The following is a 17217-nucleotide window of genomic DNA, read 5'->3' as shown; positions in this document are numbered from 1 at the left end:
CCGGCACGCCGCCTCTCAGTCCCAGTCCAGGCCGCGGCGACGCCACACGTAGGCGTACGCGACCAGGACGGTGACGATGAACAGCACCATCTCGACCAACCCGAAGACCCCGAGCTTGTCGAAGGCGACCGCCCACGGATAAAGGAAGATGATCTCGATGTCGAACACGATGAAGAGCATCGCGGTGATCATGTACTTCAGCGGGAACCGTCCACCGCCCACGGGCTGCGGCGTCGGCTCGATGCCGCACTCGTAGGCGTCGAGCTTGGCCCGGTTCCAGCGTTTGGGGCCGGTGAAGGGGGCGATGCCCACGGAGAAGACGGCGAAGCCCGCCGCGAGGACCGCGAGCACCACGATCGGCACATACAGTTCCATCGCTATGCGTCCCCTCTTGGCGCTGAAGCGTCGGTCAGTCGGTTGCTGAGTCTAGGCAGGGCGATCATCGATCTTCGTTCCGGGTGCTGGATGTCATGCCGGCGGCGTGACCTTGGACAGAGCTTGGATGATGCGGTCTGACGCGTCGCCCCGCCGGTCCGTGAGATTAGCAAGGAGTTTCAGCGCGAACCGCATCAGAGTGGGATGTGGCATCCCGTGCCTCGTCACGAAGCTCATGACACCGGGCTTGCCGATCGCTTCGACGAACCCCCGGCCGAGGGTGAAGTAACCGCCGTAGGCGTCCTTGAGAGTCTTCGGATATGCGCGCAGCACACGCTCGCGCCGCGCCGGGGAGGTGCCGGACAGGGCCGAGACGATGGTGTCGGCCGCGATGCGGCCGGTCTCCATCGCGTAGGCGATGCCCTCCCCGTTGAACGGGTTGATCATTCCGCCGGCGTCGCCCACCAGCACCAGGCCGTTGGTGTAGTGCGGCTGCCGGTTGAAGGCCATCGGCAGCGCGGCGCCCCGGATCGGCCCGGTCATGTTCTCCTCGGAGAACCCCCACTCCGACGGCATGTTCTTCACCCAGCGGCGCAGCAGGTCGCGGTAGTCGATGTTCTGGAAGGCCTCGCTGGTGTTGAGCAGGCCCAGCCCGACGTTGCTGGTGCCGTCGCCCACCCCGAACACCCAGCCGTAGCCGGGCAGCAGGCGCGAGCCGCCGTTCTCGTCGGTGTCCCACAGCTCGAGCCAGGTCTCCAGCCAGTCGTCGTCGTGCCGGGGGCTGGTGAAGTAGGTGCGCACGGCCACGCCCATCGGCCGGTCGGCGCGCTTGTGCAGGCCCATGGAGACCGACAGCCGCGTGGAGTTGCCGTCGGCGGCGACGACCAGGCGCGAGCGGTAGGTCACCGGCTCGCCGTCGCGCCTGGCCCGCACGCCGACGACGTGGCCGCTGCGCGGGTCGAGCACCGGGGCGGTGACGTTGACGCCCTGCAGCAGGGTGGCGCCGGCCCGCTCGGCGTGGGCGGCGAGGATCTGGTCGAAGTCCATGCGCGTGCGCACGAGGCCGAAGTCGGGGAAGCTCGACAGCTCGGGCCAGGCGAGCTCCAGGCGGTGGCCGCCGCCGACGGCGCGCAGCCCCTTGTTCCTGACCCATCCGGGGGCGTCGATGTCGACGCCCATCGCGATCAGTTCCTTGACGGCACGGGGCGTCAGACCGTCCCCGCACACCTTCTCGCGCGGGAAGCGGGTCTTCTCCAGCAGCAGCACGTCGAGGCCGGCCTGTGCGAGATAGAAGGCCGTGGTCGAACCCGCGGGACCTGCGCCGACGACGATGACGTCGGCGTCCGCCGCGGGGGCTGACTCGCTCACGGGACCTGTCCTGTCCTGGGTGTCGAGGGCCTCGGGGTTTGGGGCCTTCGTGCCTTTGTGAACTACTTCACAAACATGTCTGCGGAAGTCTAGCCCTTTTCCCCTGCCCGATGTCAGTTGGAGCTTACCTACTCTCCCGAGGTCGGTCGGACACCGCGGTGGAGCGCCACGATGCCCAGGGAGAGATTGCGCCACGCCACCCGTTCCCACCCGGCCCGCTGGAGAAGCCCCGCCAGCGCGGCCTGATCGGGCCACTCGCGGATCGACTCGGCGAGGTACTCGTAGGAGTCGGGATTGGAGCTGACGGCCCGCGCGACCGGCGGCAGCAGTTTCATGAGGTACTGCGTGTAGACGAGGTCGAACGGCTTGACCGTGGGGCGGGAGAACTCGCAGACCAGCAGCCGGCCGCCGGGGCGGGTCACCCGCAGCAGTTCGCGCAGCGCGCCGTCGGTGTCGTGGACGTTGCGCAGCCCGAAGGAGATCGTCACGGCGTCGAAGGCGCCGTCGGCGAACGGGAGCCGCAGGGCGTCGCCGGCCACGAAGGTCACCCCGCGCACCCCGCCGCCGGACAGGCCCGAGCCGCCGCGCCTGCGGGCGCCGGTGCGGAGCATGCCCAGCGAGAAGTCGCACGCGATGGCCCGCGCCCCCAGGCCGGTGAAGGCGTCGGTGGAGGTGCCGGTGCCGGCGGCCAGGTCGAGGACGAGCTCGCCCGGGCCGGCGTCCACCGCGGCCGCGGCCGCTCTGCGCCACAGGCGGTCCTGCCCGAGGGACAGGACGTCGTTGACCAGGTCGTAGCGCTCGGCCGTGCGGTCGAACATCGCCGCGACCTCGTGCGGCTGTTTGTCCAGGGATGCACGCGTCATGGCGCCAGCTTAGTGCGACCTGGGCGATCAACCGAAAGTAGCCGTCACGTCACCCTGTGTCTGCTAGGAATTATGAAATGTTCGCCAGAAAGTCGCCGAGGCCGGCGGTCGCGACCGCCTCCCTCCTCGCAGGCGCCCTCCTCCTGTTCCCCCCCGCCGCTGCGTCGGCCGGCGGCGTCCCGCACGCCGGCGTCGTGTCGGCCGACCCCGTGGACACCACGCCCCACGTGCTCGACGGCATCGTCAACGCCTTCGCCCTCGCCGGCACCACCGTGATCGTCGGCGGCGACTTCGGCCAGGTGCGCGAGGCGGGCGGCTCCCGGTCGCTGTCCAGGAGCAACCTGTTCGCCTTCGACCTGCGCACCGGGCGGGTCGACCCCCGCTTCGCCCCCCGCCTGGACGGCCCGGTGCACGCGCTGGCGGCCGGGCCCGACGGTTCGGTGTACGCCGGGGGCGCCTTCTACTCGGCCGCGGGGGCGCGCGAGGGGCGGGGGCTGGTCCGGCTCTCCCTCGCCGACGGCTCGCCCGTGCCGGGGTTCGCGGCGGCGGTGCGCGGCGGCGGCGTCTCCAGCCTGGTGCTGCGGGGCGGTCATCTGTACGCCGGGGGCGACTTCACCGGCATCGGCCGCGCGGCGCGGCCCGCCCTGGCCCGCCTGGACGCCGCGACCGGCGAGGCCGACCCCGCCTTCACCGTCACGCCCGGCGGCGCGCTCGGCGGCGACCTCAAGGTGTACGCGATGGCCGCCTCCCGCGACCGGCTGGCCGTCGACGGCTCTTTCACCACCCTTGACGGCCTGCGAAGGCCCCAGGTCGGGCTGATCGACATCGGCGCCGCCCGCCCGCGAGTGGACGCCTGGCGCACCGAGTCGTACGCCGCCGCGTGTAAGGAAGCGTTCCCCTCTTACGTCCGCGGCCTGGATTTCTCACCCGATGGTCAGTATTTCGTCGTGGTGACGACAGGGGGCGCCAAGGGGACGCGCAAGCTCTGCGATTCGGCGGCGCGGTTCGGCACCTATTCCCGCGGGCCCGTCAAGCCCGCGTGGATCAACTACACAGGGGGCGACTCGCTGTACTCAGTGGCCGTTACGGGGTCGGCCGTCTACGTCGGCGGCCACCAGCGCTGGCTGGACAACCCGGGCGGCTCCGACACCGCCGGCCCGGGCGCCAAGGCGCGGCCGGGCATCGGCGCGATCGACCCCGCGACCGGTAAAGCGCTCGCCTGGAACCCCACGCGTGAGCGGGGCATCGGCGTCAAAGCGTTCCTGCCTCACAAAGGCGGCCTTCTCGTCGGAAGCGACACCACGCGCCTCGGACGCGAGTACCATGCCCGGGTCGGCATGTTCCCGCTCCCCTAACTCTCGCGCTCCCTGCTGATCTGCCTGCTCACCGCGTCGCGCTGCTTCGACAGCAGCACGAAGCTGGCCACCCCACTGATCACCAGGCTGATCACGAGGAGCCAGAAGAGATCGCGCAGGCCGACCACGAAGAGCACACCGAGAGTGACGGCGAACAGGCCGAGGCGTGACGCGCTGTAAACCAGAAACGGACGCACACCGACGAGAGTACGTCACCGGCCCATGGAGCGGTCTACCGCCCGCCCGCGGCCGGCCGGCGTTATGGCGCGTGACCATTACACGTGCTCGCTTCGCATCGGGAGCGAGCACTGCTAGTGTTCCCAAGACAGCGCTTTTGTAAAGAAACACCCACGAGCGCCCCAAAGAGGCTCTATCATATAACAAACGGGCAGTCAGCTGATAACAACCCGTGATCTTTCCCGGTAAATCACGGATATATCAGTTTTTGCTCGGCAAACTGGATACCTGTCCGCCCGCTTCAGGATGCGGGATGCGAGGGGGAGAGATTGTGGAGAGTAGCAGCGAACGTCTGCTGACCCCCGGAGAGGTTGCCGCCCTCTTCCGGGTCGATCCGAAAACGGTGACACGCTGGGCAGCGGCAGGGCGCATCAGCAGCATCCGTACTCCCGGAGGGCACCGTCGCTTCCGTGAGTCGGAGGTGCACGCTCTCCTGCGCGGCGAGGAAGTCCTGACGGCCGATCGGCCGAACGGCGACTCGCCGCGTGTCTGATGTGCAGGTCAGAGCCATCCGCGCCAGGCGCACGACGCACGGTCCGGTGAACTCCAGCCGACGCACAACCCGGTGATCCTGCGCGCCCCCGGAAGCCGCAGGGTCACTGTTTAATTTTTGCATGTCCTTTAATGGTTTTACGGTGCAGCTCCGGCGGAGCGCTCTCTCGCATTGGGCCCGCCCGCGCGGCGCCTGCGAAGCGGGCGCGCGACCGGCTCACCGGTCGGACTCCGCCTGCGACTCCTTGAACGCCAGGAACTCCCGTTCGAGGTCGTCGTTCTCCTCCCGCCAGCGCCTGCGCCGCTCGGCGTCCTGCTCCTCGGTCACCGACTCCGGCAGCCACCTCTCGTAGTCGGGGTCGCTCGGAGCGACCTCCACGTACGCGTTGCCGATCAGGCGGCCGTCACCGCTGGTGAGCGTGCGCGGGATCCGCAGCGTGCCGTCCGCGAGCCGGATGACGTACATGGCGGACCACCTAGATTCCGTAGCGCCGGTTGAAGAACAGCATGACGTCGAGGGCGGCGCGGGTGTCCCCGCCGAGCATGTCGACCAGCGCCGGACGCTGCCGCGACGCGATGGCCGCGAAGGCGTCGGCGAAGAACTCCTTGCGGCCCAGGCCGCCCGGCTGCTGGTGGAACGTGGAGGCGAACAGCGGCCCGCACCGCGTGTACAGGGCCACGAACTCCGGCGAGTCGGACACCCAGTCGCCCGGAGGGGCGTCGATGTCGTCGAGCGCGTGGCCGGTCTCGTGCATCATGACGTCGGGGGTGGGCGACGGCCGGTCGCCCACGACGATCTTGCGGTCACCGTACGCCCCCGCGCAGACGTCCCACGTCGCCCGGCCCGAGGGGAGCGGCGCGCCGCGCAGGTAGCCCATGTCGTCCAGGTCGGGCACGCCGCCGGGGCCGACGTAGATGCCGTCGAGCCCGACCGCCAGGAGCTTCTTCAGCCGCTCGGGCAGCCGGGCGAGGCTGTCGACGGCGCGGACGGCGTCGGCCGACGGCGGGCCGTCGGCGGCGTCCCACTGGCGGTACAGGATGCGCTCCAGCGGGCCGCAGTGCCGAAGCCCGTCGCGCTGGTCGGGGGTGTCGGGCGAGTTGGGCTGCGCCAGCGGCGGCTCGTCGTCGAGCTCGAAGTCGCGCCAGATGTACTGCGGCCGGTCGACCACGGGGGCGGTGACCGCGCCCACGGAGTCGGGCCGGGGCTGCTCGCCCTTCCAGAAGGAGTCGGCCCGGCTCTCGCGGCGGTTCGGCCTGCGGCCGCCGTCGCGGCGGTCGGCGCGCCCTTCGCGGGGAACCTCCCCGCGGCGCTCACCGGGCGTCTCGGCGCGCCGGGCGTCGGGAGCCTCAGCCGCCCCCTCGCGCGGGGCCTCGGGGCGGTACGGCGTGCCGTAGGACCCGCGACGCCGCCAGCGCGACCCTCTGCGGTGGCGACCGCGGTCGCCGGAGAACGCCGTCAACGCGACGGCCAGAGGGCCCGTGCGAGTGTGAGAACGCGCACGCGTCTCTCCCTTCGGCCGGCCGTGGTCACGGTCCACCGTACGTTGAGGGCACGGGGGAAGTCACCAGGTATGCCTAAGGGATGCACCCCAGCCGGAGCGCCCCGCGCACGCCCCGAGGACACGATCTAGCGTCGGATGGCTTACGCTGCGGACATGCCTAGCGTGCTTATCGGCCTGGCGCTGTTGGCCTTCTGGCTCTACTGTCTGTTCGACGCGATCACGACACCCGAGGAAGACGTGCGAAACGTACCCAAGATGTTGTGGGTGCTGATCGTCGTGCTGATCCCCGTCCTCGGGGGCCTGTTGTGGATGATGCTCGGCCGTCCGCTGAGCGAGCAGACCGTGACCCGTCGCCGCACGGCCGGCCGACCCCGCCCCTCCGTCCCCCGTGGCCCCGATGACGACCCCGACTTCCTGCGCGACCTCGACCGGCGCCTTCGCCGCGAGGACGACTGACCCCTTCCCCGCCGGTACGGCCACGAGCGCCGGCCGGCGGACCAGGCCCTCCGCGCGTCAGGGCACCTGCGCGTAGGAGTGCAGACCCGAGATGAAGATGTTCACCCCGACGAGGTTGAACAGCAGGGTTGCGAAGGCGATCAGCTGCACGATGGTGGCCGCCTTGCCCCGCCATCCCGCGGTGACCCTCGCGTGCAGGTAGGCCGCGTAGGCGACCCACGTGATGAACGCCCACACCTCCTTGGGGTCCCAGCCCCAGTAGCGGCCCCACGCCTTGTCGGCCCAGAGGGCGCCCGCGATCACCGCGAACGTCCACACGGGGAAGGCGAGCACGATCGCGCGGTGGGCGAGGCTCTCCAGCTCGGCACGGCCGGGCAGCCGCGAGGGCCCGTCCTTGCGGGCCAGGAACAGGATGCCCGACGTCCCGGCGATGATGAACAGCCCGCTGGCGATGATGGCGGCGGACACGTGGATGGCGATCCAGTAGGAGTTGAGCGCCGGCACCACCGGGCCCGCCTGGACGTGCAGGTAGCGCACGGCGAAGCCGATGCCGAGCGCGGCGGCGGCCGACACGAAGGCGCCGAGGAAGCGCACGGGCTGGCGCGCCTGCATCAGCAGGAAGGCGGTGACGGCGGCGAGGCAGATGGCCACCACGAACTCGTACATGTTGCCCCACGGCCAGCGGCCGACCGCGACGCCCCGCGTGACCACGGCGCCGGCGTTGGCGGCCCAGCCGAGCCAGCTCAGCGCGACCGCGACGGCGCCCGCCCTGGCCGCCCAGGCGGGCCGCTCCCGGCCCTCGCCACCCGCGGCCGGGGCCTCGGCGGTGCCGGTGGCGGCGTCGGCGGCGTCGACGCCGCCGGCCGCGACCAGCCGTCGCTCGGGATCGGCCGTGCGCGCCCGGCCGAAGGCCAGGTCGAGCGCGTAGGCGACCATCGCCACGACGTACAGCAGAACCGTCGCCAGGATCAGCGTGTCGCTGAGCCCGGCGAGCCCTGGATCGACCTCAGTGGGCATTCCTCACTCCTTCCCGCGCGGCCGCCTCGGCGGCCCCGGGGCTTTGAAGGGCCGTGACGACCCGGTCGAACTCCTCCTCGAAGGCGGGACCGCCTTCGGTGCGCGTCAGCCCGCCGACCTCGACCGTCGTGACGCCGTCGTCGCCGGGCTCGCCGACCCGCACCCAGACCCGGCGGCGGCGGACGGTCAGCGAAAGCACCAGCCCCACGACGGACAGGATGGCGGCCAGCAGGGCCGGGAGCCGTCCGGGGTCGTGGGCGATCTGCAGGCTGATCCACTCGCGCACGCCGGTGAGCTGGATCGACCCCGCGCCGCCCGGCAGCTCCAGCTTCTCGCCGACGGCCAGCGGCTTGGTCTTGTCTCCCATGACCAGCGGCTTGAGGTGGGTGGTCTCAAGCCGGTAGACCGACTGCGGCTCCCCCGACCTCATGCCGAGGTCGCCGGAGAACGCGAAGACCTGGGCCGTCGGGTTGGCGGCGCCGGGGAAGACCGACACCCACGTGCCGTCGGCGGCGGGCAGGGCCGTCGGCAGGAAGCGCACCAGGAACCCGAGCTGATCGGGCTCGGCGTCCGGGGCCTTGATCACGCACTCGGAGGTGTAGGTCACCTGGTCGACCGGCAGGCAGGGCACGGGCCCCTCGAAGGCGACCTGCCCCTTGCCGTCGAGGATCTTGAACGTGGGGGCGTAGCCGTGCCCGAGCAGGTAGGTCTGCGTGCCTGCGACGTCGAGCGGCTCGTTGACCTTCAGGACGTGCGTCCGCTCCGGCGCGCCGGGACGGTCGCTCACCGCGAGCCGGGCCGTGAAGTCGAGCGGCTGGCCGCGCCGCTCCCCGGTGGCGATGTAGGAGGCCTGGAAGTCCTTCAGCGTGAAGTGGAACGGCTCCAGCGCCTCGGCCGACACCTGGGCCCCGGGGATGTACCTGTCGTAGGCGGCGACGGTGTTGGCGAAGCCGTTGCCCTCCACGACCAGCACGTTGCCCCGGTAGCCGTACAGCCCGCCGGCGCCGACGGCGACCAGCAGCGCGAGCAGCGCGGCGTGGAAGAGCAGGTTGCCGGTCTCGCGGAGGTAGCCCTTCTCGGCGGCGACCCACCCGGGGCCGGTGACCGTCCTGAACCGCCTGCGCCGCAGGACGGCGGCCACGCTCTCGACGGTGGCGCCCTCGGCGGCGAAGGAGGCGTGCCGGGGCAGGCGCGACAGGTTGCGCGGCGCCGCCGGGGGCCTGCGCCTGAGCTCGCGCAGGTGGACGGAGGCGCGCGGCAGGACGCACCCGGCGAGCGAGAGGAACAGCAGCAGGTAGGTCGCGGCGAACCACGGGGAGGTGAAGACGTCGAACAGCCACAGCCGGTCGAGCCAGCGGGCCAGCTCCGGGCTGTCGGTGAAGTACTGGGTGACCTTCTCGGGGCTGATCGACCGCTGCGGGTACAACGACCCGGGCACGGAGGCGAGCGCGAACAGGAACAGCAGGATCAGCGCCGTGCGCATGGAGGTGAGCAGCCGCCAGGCCCAGCGCATCCACCCCAGGGGGCCGAGGCCGGCGGGGCTCGCGGGGTCGGGCCGGAGCTCTTCGGTGGAGGTCATCAGATCACCGGCTCGAATCCGCCCACCCAGCCCTGCAGGCTCGCGATGAACTGCCCCCACAGGCCGGTCACCAGCAGCACCCCGACGAGGACCAGCATCGCCCCGCCGGCCCGGGTGATGAGGGGCGTGTGGCGGCGCACCGCCGTGAACGTGCGCAGGGCCTTGCGGTAGGCCAGGGCGGCCAGCACGAAGGGCAGGCCCAGCCCGAGCGCGTACGCGAAGGCCAGGGTGGCGCCCCGGGCCGCGCTGGCCTGGTCGAGCGAGAGCGCGAGCACCGCCGAGAGCGTGGGGCCGATGCAGGGGGTCCACCCGAGGCCGAACACCACGCCGAGCAGCGGCGCGCCCGCCAGCCCGGCGGCGGGGAACCGGTGGATGCGCAGGTCGCGCTGGAGGCCGGGCACCAGGCCGGCGAACGCCAGCCCGAGCACGATCGTGAGCCCGCCGAGCACCCGGGTGACCACCTCGGCGTTGCCGAGCAGCGCGGCGCCGAGGCCGCCGAACAGCGCGCCGCCCAGTACGAAGACCAGCGAGAAGCCCAGGACGAAGAGCCCGCTGCCGGCGACCATGCGCCCGCGCCGGGGGTCGTCGCTCATGCCCGTGACGTACGACAGGTAGCCGGGCACCAGCGGCAGCACGCACGGCGACAGGAAGGAGACCAGCCCCGCGGCCGCCGCGACCGGCACCGCCAGCAGCAGCGAGCCGGCCGCCATCGTCCCCGCGAGGTCGCCGCTCACCGCGTGCCTACGGCGGTGCTCTCATCGGCGACCTTGGTGACCGCGTCGAGCAGGTCGCTGTACCTGACCTCGCCGAGGGCGCGCGCGGCGACCCGGCCCTGTCGGTCGATGACGAGCGTGGAGGGGATCGCCGCGGGGTTGACCATGCCGTGGAACGCGAGCGCGACCTTGCCCGGCTGGTCGAACAGGCTCGGGTAGCCGGGCTTCTGGGTGCGCTGGAAGGCCAGCGCCTGCGCGCGGTCGTCCTTGAAGTCGACGCCGAGGAACTCGACCCCGCGTGGCCTGGTCTTGGCCGCGACGTCCTTCAGCACCGGCGCCTCGCTGCGGCAGGGCGCGCACCAGGAGGCCCAGAAGTTGAGCACGACGACCTTGCCGCGGTGGGCGGCCAGGCTCGCCGGGGTGCCCTCCAGCGTCTCGCCGGAGATCGCGGGGGCGGCCTGCCGCTCGGAGGCGGCGAACATCCGCACGGTGCCGTCACCCGCGACGAAGCGGGTGTCGCCCGACTGCGGCTGGGCGCCCTGGCTGCCCGCGCAACCGGCGAGGACGGTCACGGCGAGCACGATGGCGAGGGCGCGTGACTTCGCGGACACGGCGGTGAGATCTCCTTGCACTACGCTCGGTAGAGCCCAACCCTACCGAGCACGGGCCTCCCCCTCGAAATCGGGGCGTCGCCGCCCGGGCCTCAGGCCGCGGGCCCGCCCGGCCTCGCCGCCGGGCCCGGCGACGCCACCGCGGGGGCGGTTCGCCGGGACGGCCGGGGCCTCAGGCGCCTTCGCCGACGCTCTTCCTGGGCCTCGGCATGGGCTTGATCAGCGCGCCCGCGGGCTCGCTGTAACCCACGCTCGTGAGCCGGTCGCCGTCGAAGGTGAAGGTGGTCAGGCTGGCCAGCGCGCACTGACGCCGGCGGGGGTCGTGCCACAGCCGGCGGCGCTCGGCGGCCAGCCGGATGATCCAGATCGGGAGCTGGTGGCTGACCAGGACCGCCTCGTGCCCGCGCGCGGCCACCCGCACGTCGTCGATCACCGAGCGCATGCGTTCGATGATCACGGCGTAGGGCTCGCCCCAGGAGGGGCGCCGGGGGTTCCACATGTGCCGGTAGTGCCGGGGCATGCGGAACATGGTGCCGAGCACGAGGCCCTGGAAGACGTTGTCGGCCTCGGTCAGCCGCTCGTCGGTCTGGATCGGCAGGTCGTGCGACCCGGCGACCGGCGCGGCGGTCTCCTGGGCGCGTTCGAGAGGGGAGCTGTGGACGGCGACGATGTCGCGGCCCTGCAGCGCCTTGGCCACCATGTCGGCCATGGACCGGCCGTTGTCGGAGAGGTGGTACCCGGGCAGCCTGCCGTACAGCAGGCCCTCTGGATTGTGCACCTCTCCGTGCCGGAGCAGGTGGACGACGGTGCTTTCAGTCATGACGGACACCAGCCTACTGGCCCGAATGGTGCGGGGCGTGGCTTGACGGCGTGGCGGCGCTCACAAGCGTCCCAGGCTCCAGCGACGGGCTGAGCTGACGCAGCACCTCGACGGCGGCGCGGATCGCCGGGCGCCGGGCGGCGTCGGCGCGCCACAGCGCGAAGATGCGCCGCGTCGGGCGGGGCCGGACGGGCACCACGCGCACCCCGTCCGGCAGCGCTCCGCGGCCGAGCCTGGGCACGATGGCGCAGCCGTGCCCGGCGGCGACCAGGGCGATCTGGGTCGGGTACTCGTCGGCCACGCAGGAGAAGTCGGGCTCCAGCGACGCCGTCCGCAGCGTGACCACCAGCCACTCGTGGCAGATGGTGCCCGGGGAGCCGCTGATCCACCGCTCGCCGCTCAGCTCGGCCAGGTCGAGCTCGCGCCGCCCGGCCAGCGGGTGACCGGCGGGCAGCACGACGTCGGCCACGTCGTCGAACAGCGGCGCGCGGGCGAGGCCCTCGGGGATGGCGATCGGCCGGTTCAGCCAGTCCTGTACGACGACGAGGTCGATCTCGCCGCGGTTGACCTCGCGGATCTGACGCTCGGGCTCGCGCTCGTAGAGCAGGAGGTCGAGGTCGGGGTGGCGGTTCTTCAGCTCGCGCAGCGCCGCCGGCATCAGCCCCCGCGCGGCCGTCGGGAACGCGGCGATCGACAGGCGCCCGACGACGGTGCCGCGCAGCGCCTCGAAGTCGGCCTCGGCGGTCTCGACCAGGGCCAGGATGCGCTCGGCGTGCTGGGCGAGCAGCCCGGCGGCGTCGGTGAGCCTGACGCCCCGCCCGCTGCGCTCGATCAGCGTGGCGCCGGTCTCGCGCTCCAGCTTGGCGAGCTGCTGGGAGATCGCCGAGGGGGTGACCATGAGCGCCTCGGCGGCGGCGCCCACCGAACCGTAGACGGCGACGGCGTGCAGCGCCTTGAGGCGGTGGAGATCGAGCATGTAAGCGATGCTAAATCATCGACCGCCGCGGGGCGCCCCCGAGCTGAACTCAGGGGCGGCCGGAGAGCAGAGGGTCAGGCGGTGGAGGCGGCGGCCGCCGCCTTGGCGGCGGCGGGCAGGGCGTCGTCGATGCGGGCGAGCGCCTCGTCGTCGTGCGCGGCCGACAGGAACCACGCCTCGTACGCCGACGGCGGCAGGTAGACGCCGTGGTCGAGCATGGCGTGGAAGAACGCGCGGTACGCCGCGGTGTCCTGGGTCTGGGCGGCGGCGAAGTCGGTGACCCGGGCGTCGGTGAAGAAGACCGAGAACAGGTTGCCCGCGCGCTGGAGCCGGTGCGGCACCCCCGCCGCGGCCAGGGCTTCCGAGGCGGACGTGCCGACGGCCAGCGCCGCGGCGTCCACCCGGCTGTACACCTCGTCGTCGCAGGCCCGCAGGGTGGCCAGGCCGGCGGCGCAGGCCAGCGGGTTACCCGAGAGGGTGCCCGCCTGGTAGACCGGGCCCTCGGGCGCCAGCCTGGCCATGACCTCGGCGCGCCCGCCGAACGCGGCCGTGGGCAGGCCGCCGCCCATGACCTTCCCGAACGTCATCAGGTCGGCCTCCACGGGGTCCAGGCCGTACCAGCCGGAGGCCGAGACACGGAAGCCGGTGAGCACCTCGTCGAGGATCAACAGCGCGCCGGCGCCCGTGCACAGGTCGCGCAGCAGGGAGTTGAAGCCCGGGGCGGGCGGCACGACCCCCATGTTGGCCGGGCACGCCTCGGTGATCACGCAGGCGATCTCGCCGCCGAACGCCTGGAACGCCGTGCGCACCGCCTCGCTGTCGTTGTACGGCAGCACGATGGTGTCGGCGGCCGACGCGCCGGTCACCCCCGGGGTGTCGGGCAGGCCGAAGGTGACCACGCCGGAGCCGGCGGAGGCGAGCAGGGCGTCCACGTGGCCGTGGTAGCACCCGGCGAACTTCACCACGCGGGAGCGGCCGGTGAAGCCGCGCGCCAACCGGACGGCGGACATCGTGGCCTCGGTGCCGGAGTTGACCAGCCGGATCCTCTCGACCGGGCCCACCCGGGCGACGATCTCCTCGGCGAGCTCGACCTCGCCGGGCGTGGCCGTGCCGAAGGAGGTGCCGCGCGACACCGCCTCGGTGAGGGCCTCCACCACGGCGGGGTGGCGGTGCCCGAGGATCATCGGGCCCCACGAGCACACCAGGTCGACGTAGCGGTTGCCGTCGACGTCGACGATGTAGGGGCCCTCGCCTGACCGCATGAACCTCGGAGTGCCGCCCACGGCGCCGAAGGCGCGGACGGGAGAGTTGACACCGCCTGGCACGACGGCGCGGGCGCGTTCGAACAGGTCCTCTGAGATCTTCGTACGGCTCACGCGTCCCAGGTTAGTCCCCGGGCGGGGCGGGAGGTCAGTCGCAGGCGTCGGCGAGAAGGTCGAGGACGTGGAGCGGGTCGGGCAGGAGACGGCCGTCGGGCGGCCTGAGCCAGCCCGCCTGGGTGCCGTCGGAGAGCACCGAGGGCGGGGCCAGCACGTAGCTGTCGCGGCAGTGCCAGCGCAGGCCGGGGGTGGCGTCGATCGTCTCGGGGGCGAAGTCGAGGTGGCACGACCACCACTCGTCCTCGTCCTCCGGGGCGCCGCGGGTGGCGACATAGAAAAGGACCCGGTCGCCGTTGGCGGCGACCGGGCCCGTGGCGAAACCGGAGACGTCCATCGCGGTGAGCGCGGCCCTGCCGGCGGCGCCCGGTACGTCGAAGACGTCGAACACCCTGCCGGTGGGAAGGATCACGTTGGCGTCGGGCTCGCGCTCCCACCAGCGCTTGAGCAACGCGGCGTCCGTGGTGGCCATCATCTGCCACGCGGGCGAGAGCGGATGCGCCCCCGGGTCGGGACAGCCGACCCGGTCGCACGAACAGGCCCGGGCGCCCTCACGCAGCGGATGCGCGCCTACGACGCTCGCCCACCCCAGCTCGGCGTACCCGAGCACCGACGCGATCGTGGTCGTCTTCCCATGAGATCGCCCTCGCCTTTTCGCTCGGCGAGCCGCAAGCGGTACCCCCACCATGACGTTCCTCCCCCACCCGGCCTTTGTCCGATGATGCCTGATGGCGGCGGCCCGAGGGGACTCGACCCCCGGAAATGGCCCGTCAGGATAGTCTCCTGGCCACTTCCGTAGCCCAATAGGTGAGGATCATGTCAGCCCCCGCGCGCCGGATGGCGATCAACGACTCGTCGATGGCGCGCTCGCGGTCGATCCAGCCGTTGGCGGCCGCGGCCTCGATCATCGCGTACTCCCCGCTCACCTGGTAGGCGGCGACGGGCACGTCGACGGTGTCGCGCACCTGGCGCAGGATGTCCAGGTAGGCCATGGCGGGCTTGACCATGACGGCGTCCGCGCCCTCGGCGAGGTCGAGGGCCACCTCGCGCAGCGCCTCGCCGACCGGCCCGGCGGGATCCTGCTGGTAGGCGGCGCGGTCGCCGAACCGCGGCGCGCACTCGGCGGCGTCGCGGAACGGCCCGTAGAAGGCAGAGGCGTACTTCACCGAGTAGCCCAGGATCGGGATGTGGGAGAACCCGGCGCCGTCGAGGGCGGCGCGGATGGCGGCGACCTGGCCGTCCATCATGCCGCTCGGCGCGATGCACGCCGACCCGGCGGCGGCCTGGGCGACGGCCACCGAGGCGTAGCGCTCCAGCGTGGCGTCGTTGTCCACCTCGCCCTCGGGGGTGAGGATGCCGCAGTGCCCGTGGTCGGTGAACTCGTCGAGGCAGGTGTCGGTCATGACCACCAGTGCGTCGCCGAGGTCGCCGCGCAGGTCGGCCAGCGCGCGCTGCACGATGCCGTCGGGGTCGTCGCCCGCCGAGCCCCTGGCGTCCTTGACGGCGGGGACGCCGAACAGGATCAGCCCGCCGACGCCGGCCTCGGCCGCCTCGTGCGCGGCCTTGCGCAGGGAGTCGCGCGTGTGCTGGGCGACGCCCGGCATCGACGCGACCGGCTGGGCCTGCTCGATGCCCTCCTTGACGAACATCGGCAGCACCAGCTCTGACGGGTGCAGCCGGGTGCCCGCCACCATGCGGCGCATCGGCGCCGTGCGCCTTAACCGGCGAAGACGCACTGCCGGGAAACCTGCGTTGCTCATCTGGGTCCTCCCCCTCCACGACCGGACGCCGCCGCGCCGGGGGGCGCGGACGGCGGCGGGCCTGGATTCGATCGGCTTGCCTGCCCCGTGGCCTACTTCGCCCTGCGGCGGGCGCCCCTGCGGGTCTGCGAGGGCCTGCGGGGGACGTCTCCGGCGGCGAGCGCCGCCTGGCGCTGCTTGGCACCGTACTCCGCCAGCGCCGCCGCCAGCGCCGAAGCCGAAGGACTGTCGGCCATGATGTCGACCCGCAGGCCGAACTCCTCGGCGGTCTTGGCGGTCTGCGGCCCGATGACCGCGATCACCGTCACGTTGTGCGGCTTTCCGGCGATGCCGACCAGGTTCCTGACCGTGCTCGAAGAGGTGAACAGCACCGCGTCGAAGCCGCCGCCCTTGATCGCCTCGCGGATCGGCGCGGGCGGCGGCGCCGCGCGCACGGTGCGGTAGGCGGTGACGTCGTCGCACTCCCAGCCCAGCTCGGTGAGCCCGGCGATGAGCGTCTCGGTGGCGATGTCGGCGCGCGGCAGCAGCACCCGGTTGATGGGGTCGAGCATGGAGTCGTACGGCGGCCACTCGGCGAGCAGGCCCTCGGAGGAGTGCTCGCCCACGGGCACGAGGTCGGGCTTGACGCCGAACTGAACCAGGGCGTTCGCGGTGGCCTCGCCGACCGCCGCGACCTTCAGCCCGGCGAACGCCCGGGCGTCCAGGCCGTACTCCTCGAACTTCTCCCTGATCGCCTTGACGGCGTTGGCCGAGGTGAAGGCCACCCACTCGTAGCGTCCGGTGACCAGGCCCTTGATGGCGCGGTCCATCTGCTGGGGGGTGCGCGGCGGCTCGACCGAGATCGTCGGCACCTCCTCGGGCACCGCCCCGTACGACCGGAGCTGGTCGGACAGCCGGGCCGACTGCTCCTTGGTGCGGGGCACCAGCACCCGCCAGCCGAACAGCGGCTTGTTCTCGAACCACGACAGCCGGTCGCGGGTGCCGACGGCCTCGCCGACGACGATCACGGCGGGCTCGGCGATGCCGGCGTGCTTGAGGTCGGCGGCGAGCCTGCCGAGCGAGGACACCACGGTGTACTGCTCGGTGGTGGTGCCGCTCTGGGTCACCGCGACCGGCGTGGTGTCGGGCTTGCCCGCGGCGACCAGCGCCTTGGCGATGGGGACGGCGTCCGCGACGCCGTTGTAGACGACCAGGGTGCCCGCCGAGGAGGCGTGCACGGCCCAGTCGGCGACCTGGCCGGCGTCCACCACGCGGAACTCCGGCACCCCGAGCGCCGGGGCGATGCCCGCGTACGTGAGCACCGCCGTGGCCGGGGTCACGCCGGGGACGATCTCGAAGTCGACCTCGGCCTTCGCGCAGGCCGCGACCTCCTCGGCGACCGAGGAGAAGAACCCGGGGTCGCCCGGGCACAGGCGCACCACCCTCGACCCGGTCTTGGCCTGCTGGACGGCCTTCAGCGACACCGTGCCCGCCTCGTCGGCGACGTCGACGACCTTCACGTCCGCGCGGCAGTGGCGCAGCAGCGCGCCGTAGGCCTCCTGGTCGAGGACCACGACGTCGGCGCGCGACAGCAGGTCGGCCCCGCGCAGGGTGAGAAGGTTCTCGTCGCCGGGACCTGCGCCCACGAAGGCGACGAAGCCCGTGACGCGCGGCCGCCCGCCGCCGCCCTCACCGGACGGCGCCCTGATCGGCGCCGCGCCGCTCTCGGCGGCGTGGC

Annotated in this window: 19 protein-coding genes; 3 read left to right on the top strand and 16 right to left on the bottom strand. The window is 72.5% G+C overall.

The window, feature by feature from the left end; genetic code table 11:
• Positions 1-15 precede the first annotated feature (15 nt).
• From PYR91_RS15355 to PYR91_RS15345, 3 genes are all read right to left on the bottom strand, one after another.
• On the bottom strand, positions 16-375 hold the full coding sequence (locus tag PYR91_RS15355; protein WP_030506854.1) for an NADH-quinone oxidoreductase subunit A: 360 nt from the start codon (positions 373-375) through the stop codon (positions 16-18).
• A 93-nt stretch (positions 376-468) separates the two neighbouring features.
• A complete protein-coding gene (locus PYR91_RS15350) occupies positions 469-1743 on the bottom strand; it encodes a geranylgeranyl reductase family protein (protein ID WP_279780476.1) in 1275 nt (424 codons plus the stop codon).
• A 128-nt stretch (positions 1744-1871) separates the two neighbouring features.
• Positions 1872-2606 carry a demethylmenaquinone methyltransferase gene (locus PYR91_RS15345; protein ID WP_279780475.1) on the bottom strand — a complete coding sequence of 245 codons (735 nt, stop codon included), beginning with the start codon at positions 2604-2606 and terminating at the stop codon, positions 1872-1874.
• 77 nt (positions 2607-2683) lie between these two features.
• Here PYR91_RS15345 and PYR91_RS15340 point away from each other — a divergent pair, with 77 nt between their 5' ends.
• The gene (locus PYR91_RS15340) at positions 2684-3961 is read left to right on the top strand and encodes a hypothetical protein (protein ID WP_279780474.1); all 1278 of its coding nucleotides are present in this window, start codon (positions 2684-2686) and stop codon (positions 3959-3961) included.
• Here the strand turns inward: PYR91_RS15340 and PYR91_RS15335 are convergent.
• Positions 3958-4158 carry a DUF4229 domain-containing protein gene (locus PYR91_RS15335; RefSeq protein ID WP_279780473.1) on the bottom strand — a complete coding sequence of 67 codons (201 nt, stop codon included), beginning with the start codon at positions 4156-4158 and terminating at the stop codon, positions 3958-3960. The genes PYR91_RS15340 and PYR91_RS15335 overlap by 4 nt on opposite strands.
• 293 nt (positions 4159-4451) lie before the next feature.
• Here PYR91_RS15335 and PYR91_RS15330 point away from each other — a divergent pair, with 293 nt between their 5' ends.
• Positions 4452-4691, top strand: a complete 240-nt coding sequence (locus PYR91_RS15330; protein ID WP_155338405.1) for a BldC family transcriptional regulator — start codon at positions 4452-4454, stop codon at positions 4689-4691.
• A 216-nt stretch (positions 4692-4907) separates the two neighbouring features.
• Here the strand turns inward: PYR91_RS15330 and PYR91_RS15325 are convergent, their stop codons facing one another.
• Both PYR91_RS15325 and PYR91_RS15320 read right to left on the bottom strand, forming a co-directional pair.
• The gene (locus PYR91_RS15325; protein ID WP_279780472.1) at positions 4908-5156 is read right to left on the bottom strand and encodes a hypothetical protein; all 249 of its coding nucleotides are present in this window, start codon (positions 5154-5156) and stop codon (positions 4908-4910) included.
• 10 nt (positions 5157-5166) lie between these two features.
• Positions 5167-6150 carry a hypothetical protein gene (locus tag PYR91_RS15320; protein WP_279780471.1) on the bottom strand — a complete coding sequence of 328 codons (984 nt, stop codon included), beginning with the start codon at positions 6148-6150 and terminating at the stop codon, positions 5167-5169.
• Positions 6151-6345: 195 nt separating this feature from the next.
• Between PYR91_RS15320 and PYR91_RS15315 the strand changes: the two genes are divergently transcribed.
• Positions 6346-6648 (top strand): PLD nuclease N-terminal domain-containing protein, encoded by a 303-nt coding sequence (locus PYR91_RS15315; RefSeq protein WP_279780470.1) that lies wholly within the window; start codon positions 6346-6348, stop codon positions 6646-6648.
• A gap of 57 nt (positions 6649-6705) precedes the next feature.
• On the opposite strand, the gene ccsA is transcribed toward PYR91_RS15315, so the two are convergent.
• The 10 genes from ccsA to PYR91_RS15265 all read right to left on the bottom strand — a co-directional run bounded on the left by ccsA (position 6706) and on the right by PYR91_RS15265 (position 17125).
• A complete protein-coding gene (gene ccsA / locus PYR91_RS15310) occupies positions 6706-7665 on the bottom strand; it encodes a cytochrome c biogenesis protein CcsA (protein WP_279780469.1) in 960 nt (319 codons plus the stop codon).
• Positions 7655-9244, bottom strand: coding sequence for a cytochrome c biogenesis protein ResB (locus PYR91_RS15305; protein ID WP_279780468.1), 1590 nt, complete (start codon positions 9242-9244; stop codon positions 7655-7657). The genes ccsA and PYR91_RS15305 overlap by 11 nt, the downstream gene beginning before the upstream one ends.
• Positions 9244-9954, bottom strand: coding sequence for a cytochrome c biogenesis protein CcdA (locus PYR91_RS15300; protein ID WP_279780773.1), 711 nt, complete (start codon positions 9952-9954; stop codon positions 9244-9246). The genes PYR91_RS15305 and PYR91_RS15300 overlap by 1 nt, the downstream gene beginning before the upstream one ends.
• 20 nt (positions 9955-9974) lie before the next feature.
• A complete protein-coding gene (locus PYR91_RS15295; protein ID WP_279780467.1) occupies positions 9975-10568 on the bottom strand; it encodes a TlpA disulfide reductase family protein in 594 nt (197 codons plus the stop codon).
• A gap of 172 nt (positions 10569-10740) precedes the next feature.
• Positions 10741-11388, bottom strand: a complete 648-nt coding sequence (locus tag PYR91_RS15290; protein ID WP_279780466.1) for a histidine phosphatase family protein — start codon at positions 11386-11388, stop codon at positions 10741-10743.
• A gap of 13 nt (positions 11389-11401) precedes the next feature.
• A complete protein-coding gene (locus PYR91_RS15285; RefSeq protein WP_279780465.1) occupies positions 11402-12364 on the bottom strand; it encodes a LysR family transcriptional regulator in 963 nt (320 codons plus the stop codon).
• Between the two features lie 74 nt (positions 12365-12438).
• Positions 12439-13740: a glutamate-1-semialdehyde 2,1-aminomutase gene (hemL, locus tag PYR91_RS15280; RefSeq protein WP_279780464.1), complete on the bottom strand. Its 1302-nt coding sequence runs from the start codon at positions 13738-13740 to the stop codon at positions 12439-12441.
• A 34-nt stretch (positions 13741-13774) separates the two neighbouring features.
• Positions 13775-14428 carry a bifunctional DNA primase/polymerase gene (locus tag PYR91_RS15275; protein ID WP_279780463.1) on the bottom strand — a complete coding sequence of 218 codons (654 nt, stop codon included), beginning with the start codon at positions 14426-14428 and terminating at the stop codon, positions 13775-13777.
• A gap of 82 nt (positions 14429-14510) precedes the next feature.
• A complete protein-coding gene (gene hemB / locus PYR91_RS15270; protein ID WP_279780462.1) occupies positions 14511-15500 on the bottom strand; it encodes a porphobilinogen synthase in 990 nt (329 codons plus the stop codon).
• Between the two features lie 92 nt (positions 15501-15592).
• The gene (locus PYR91_RS15265) at positions 15593-17125 is read right to left on the bottom strand and encodes a uroporphyrinogen-III synthase (RefSeq protein WP_279780772.1); all 1533 of its coding nucleotides are present in this window, start codon (positions 17123-17125) and stop codon (positions 15593-15595) included.
• Between the last annotated feature and the right edge of the window lie 92 nt (positions 17126-17217).

The organism is Sphaerisporangium sp. TRM90804 (assembly GCF_029846175.1).
In the GTDB taxonomy this organism is placed as follows: domain Bacteria; phylum Actinomycetota; class Actinomycetes; order Streptosporangiales; family Streptosporangiaceae; genus Sphaerisporangium.
The sequence above is the reverse complement of the archived record's forward strand: the minus strand, read 5'-3'. Positions and strand labels throughout refer to the sequence as shown.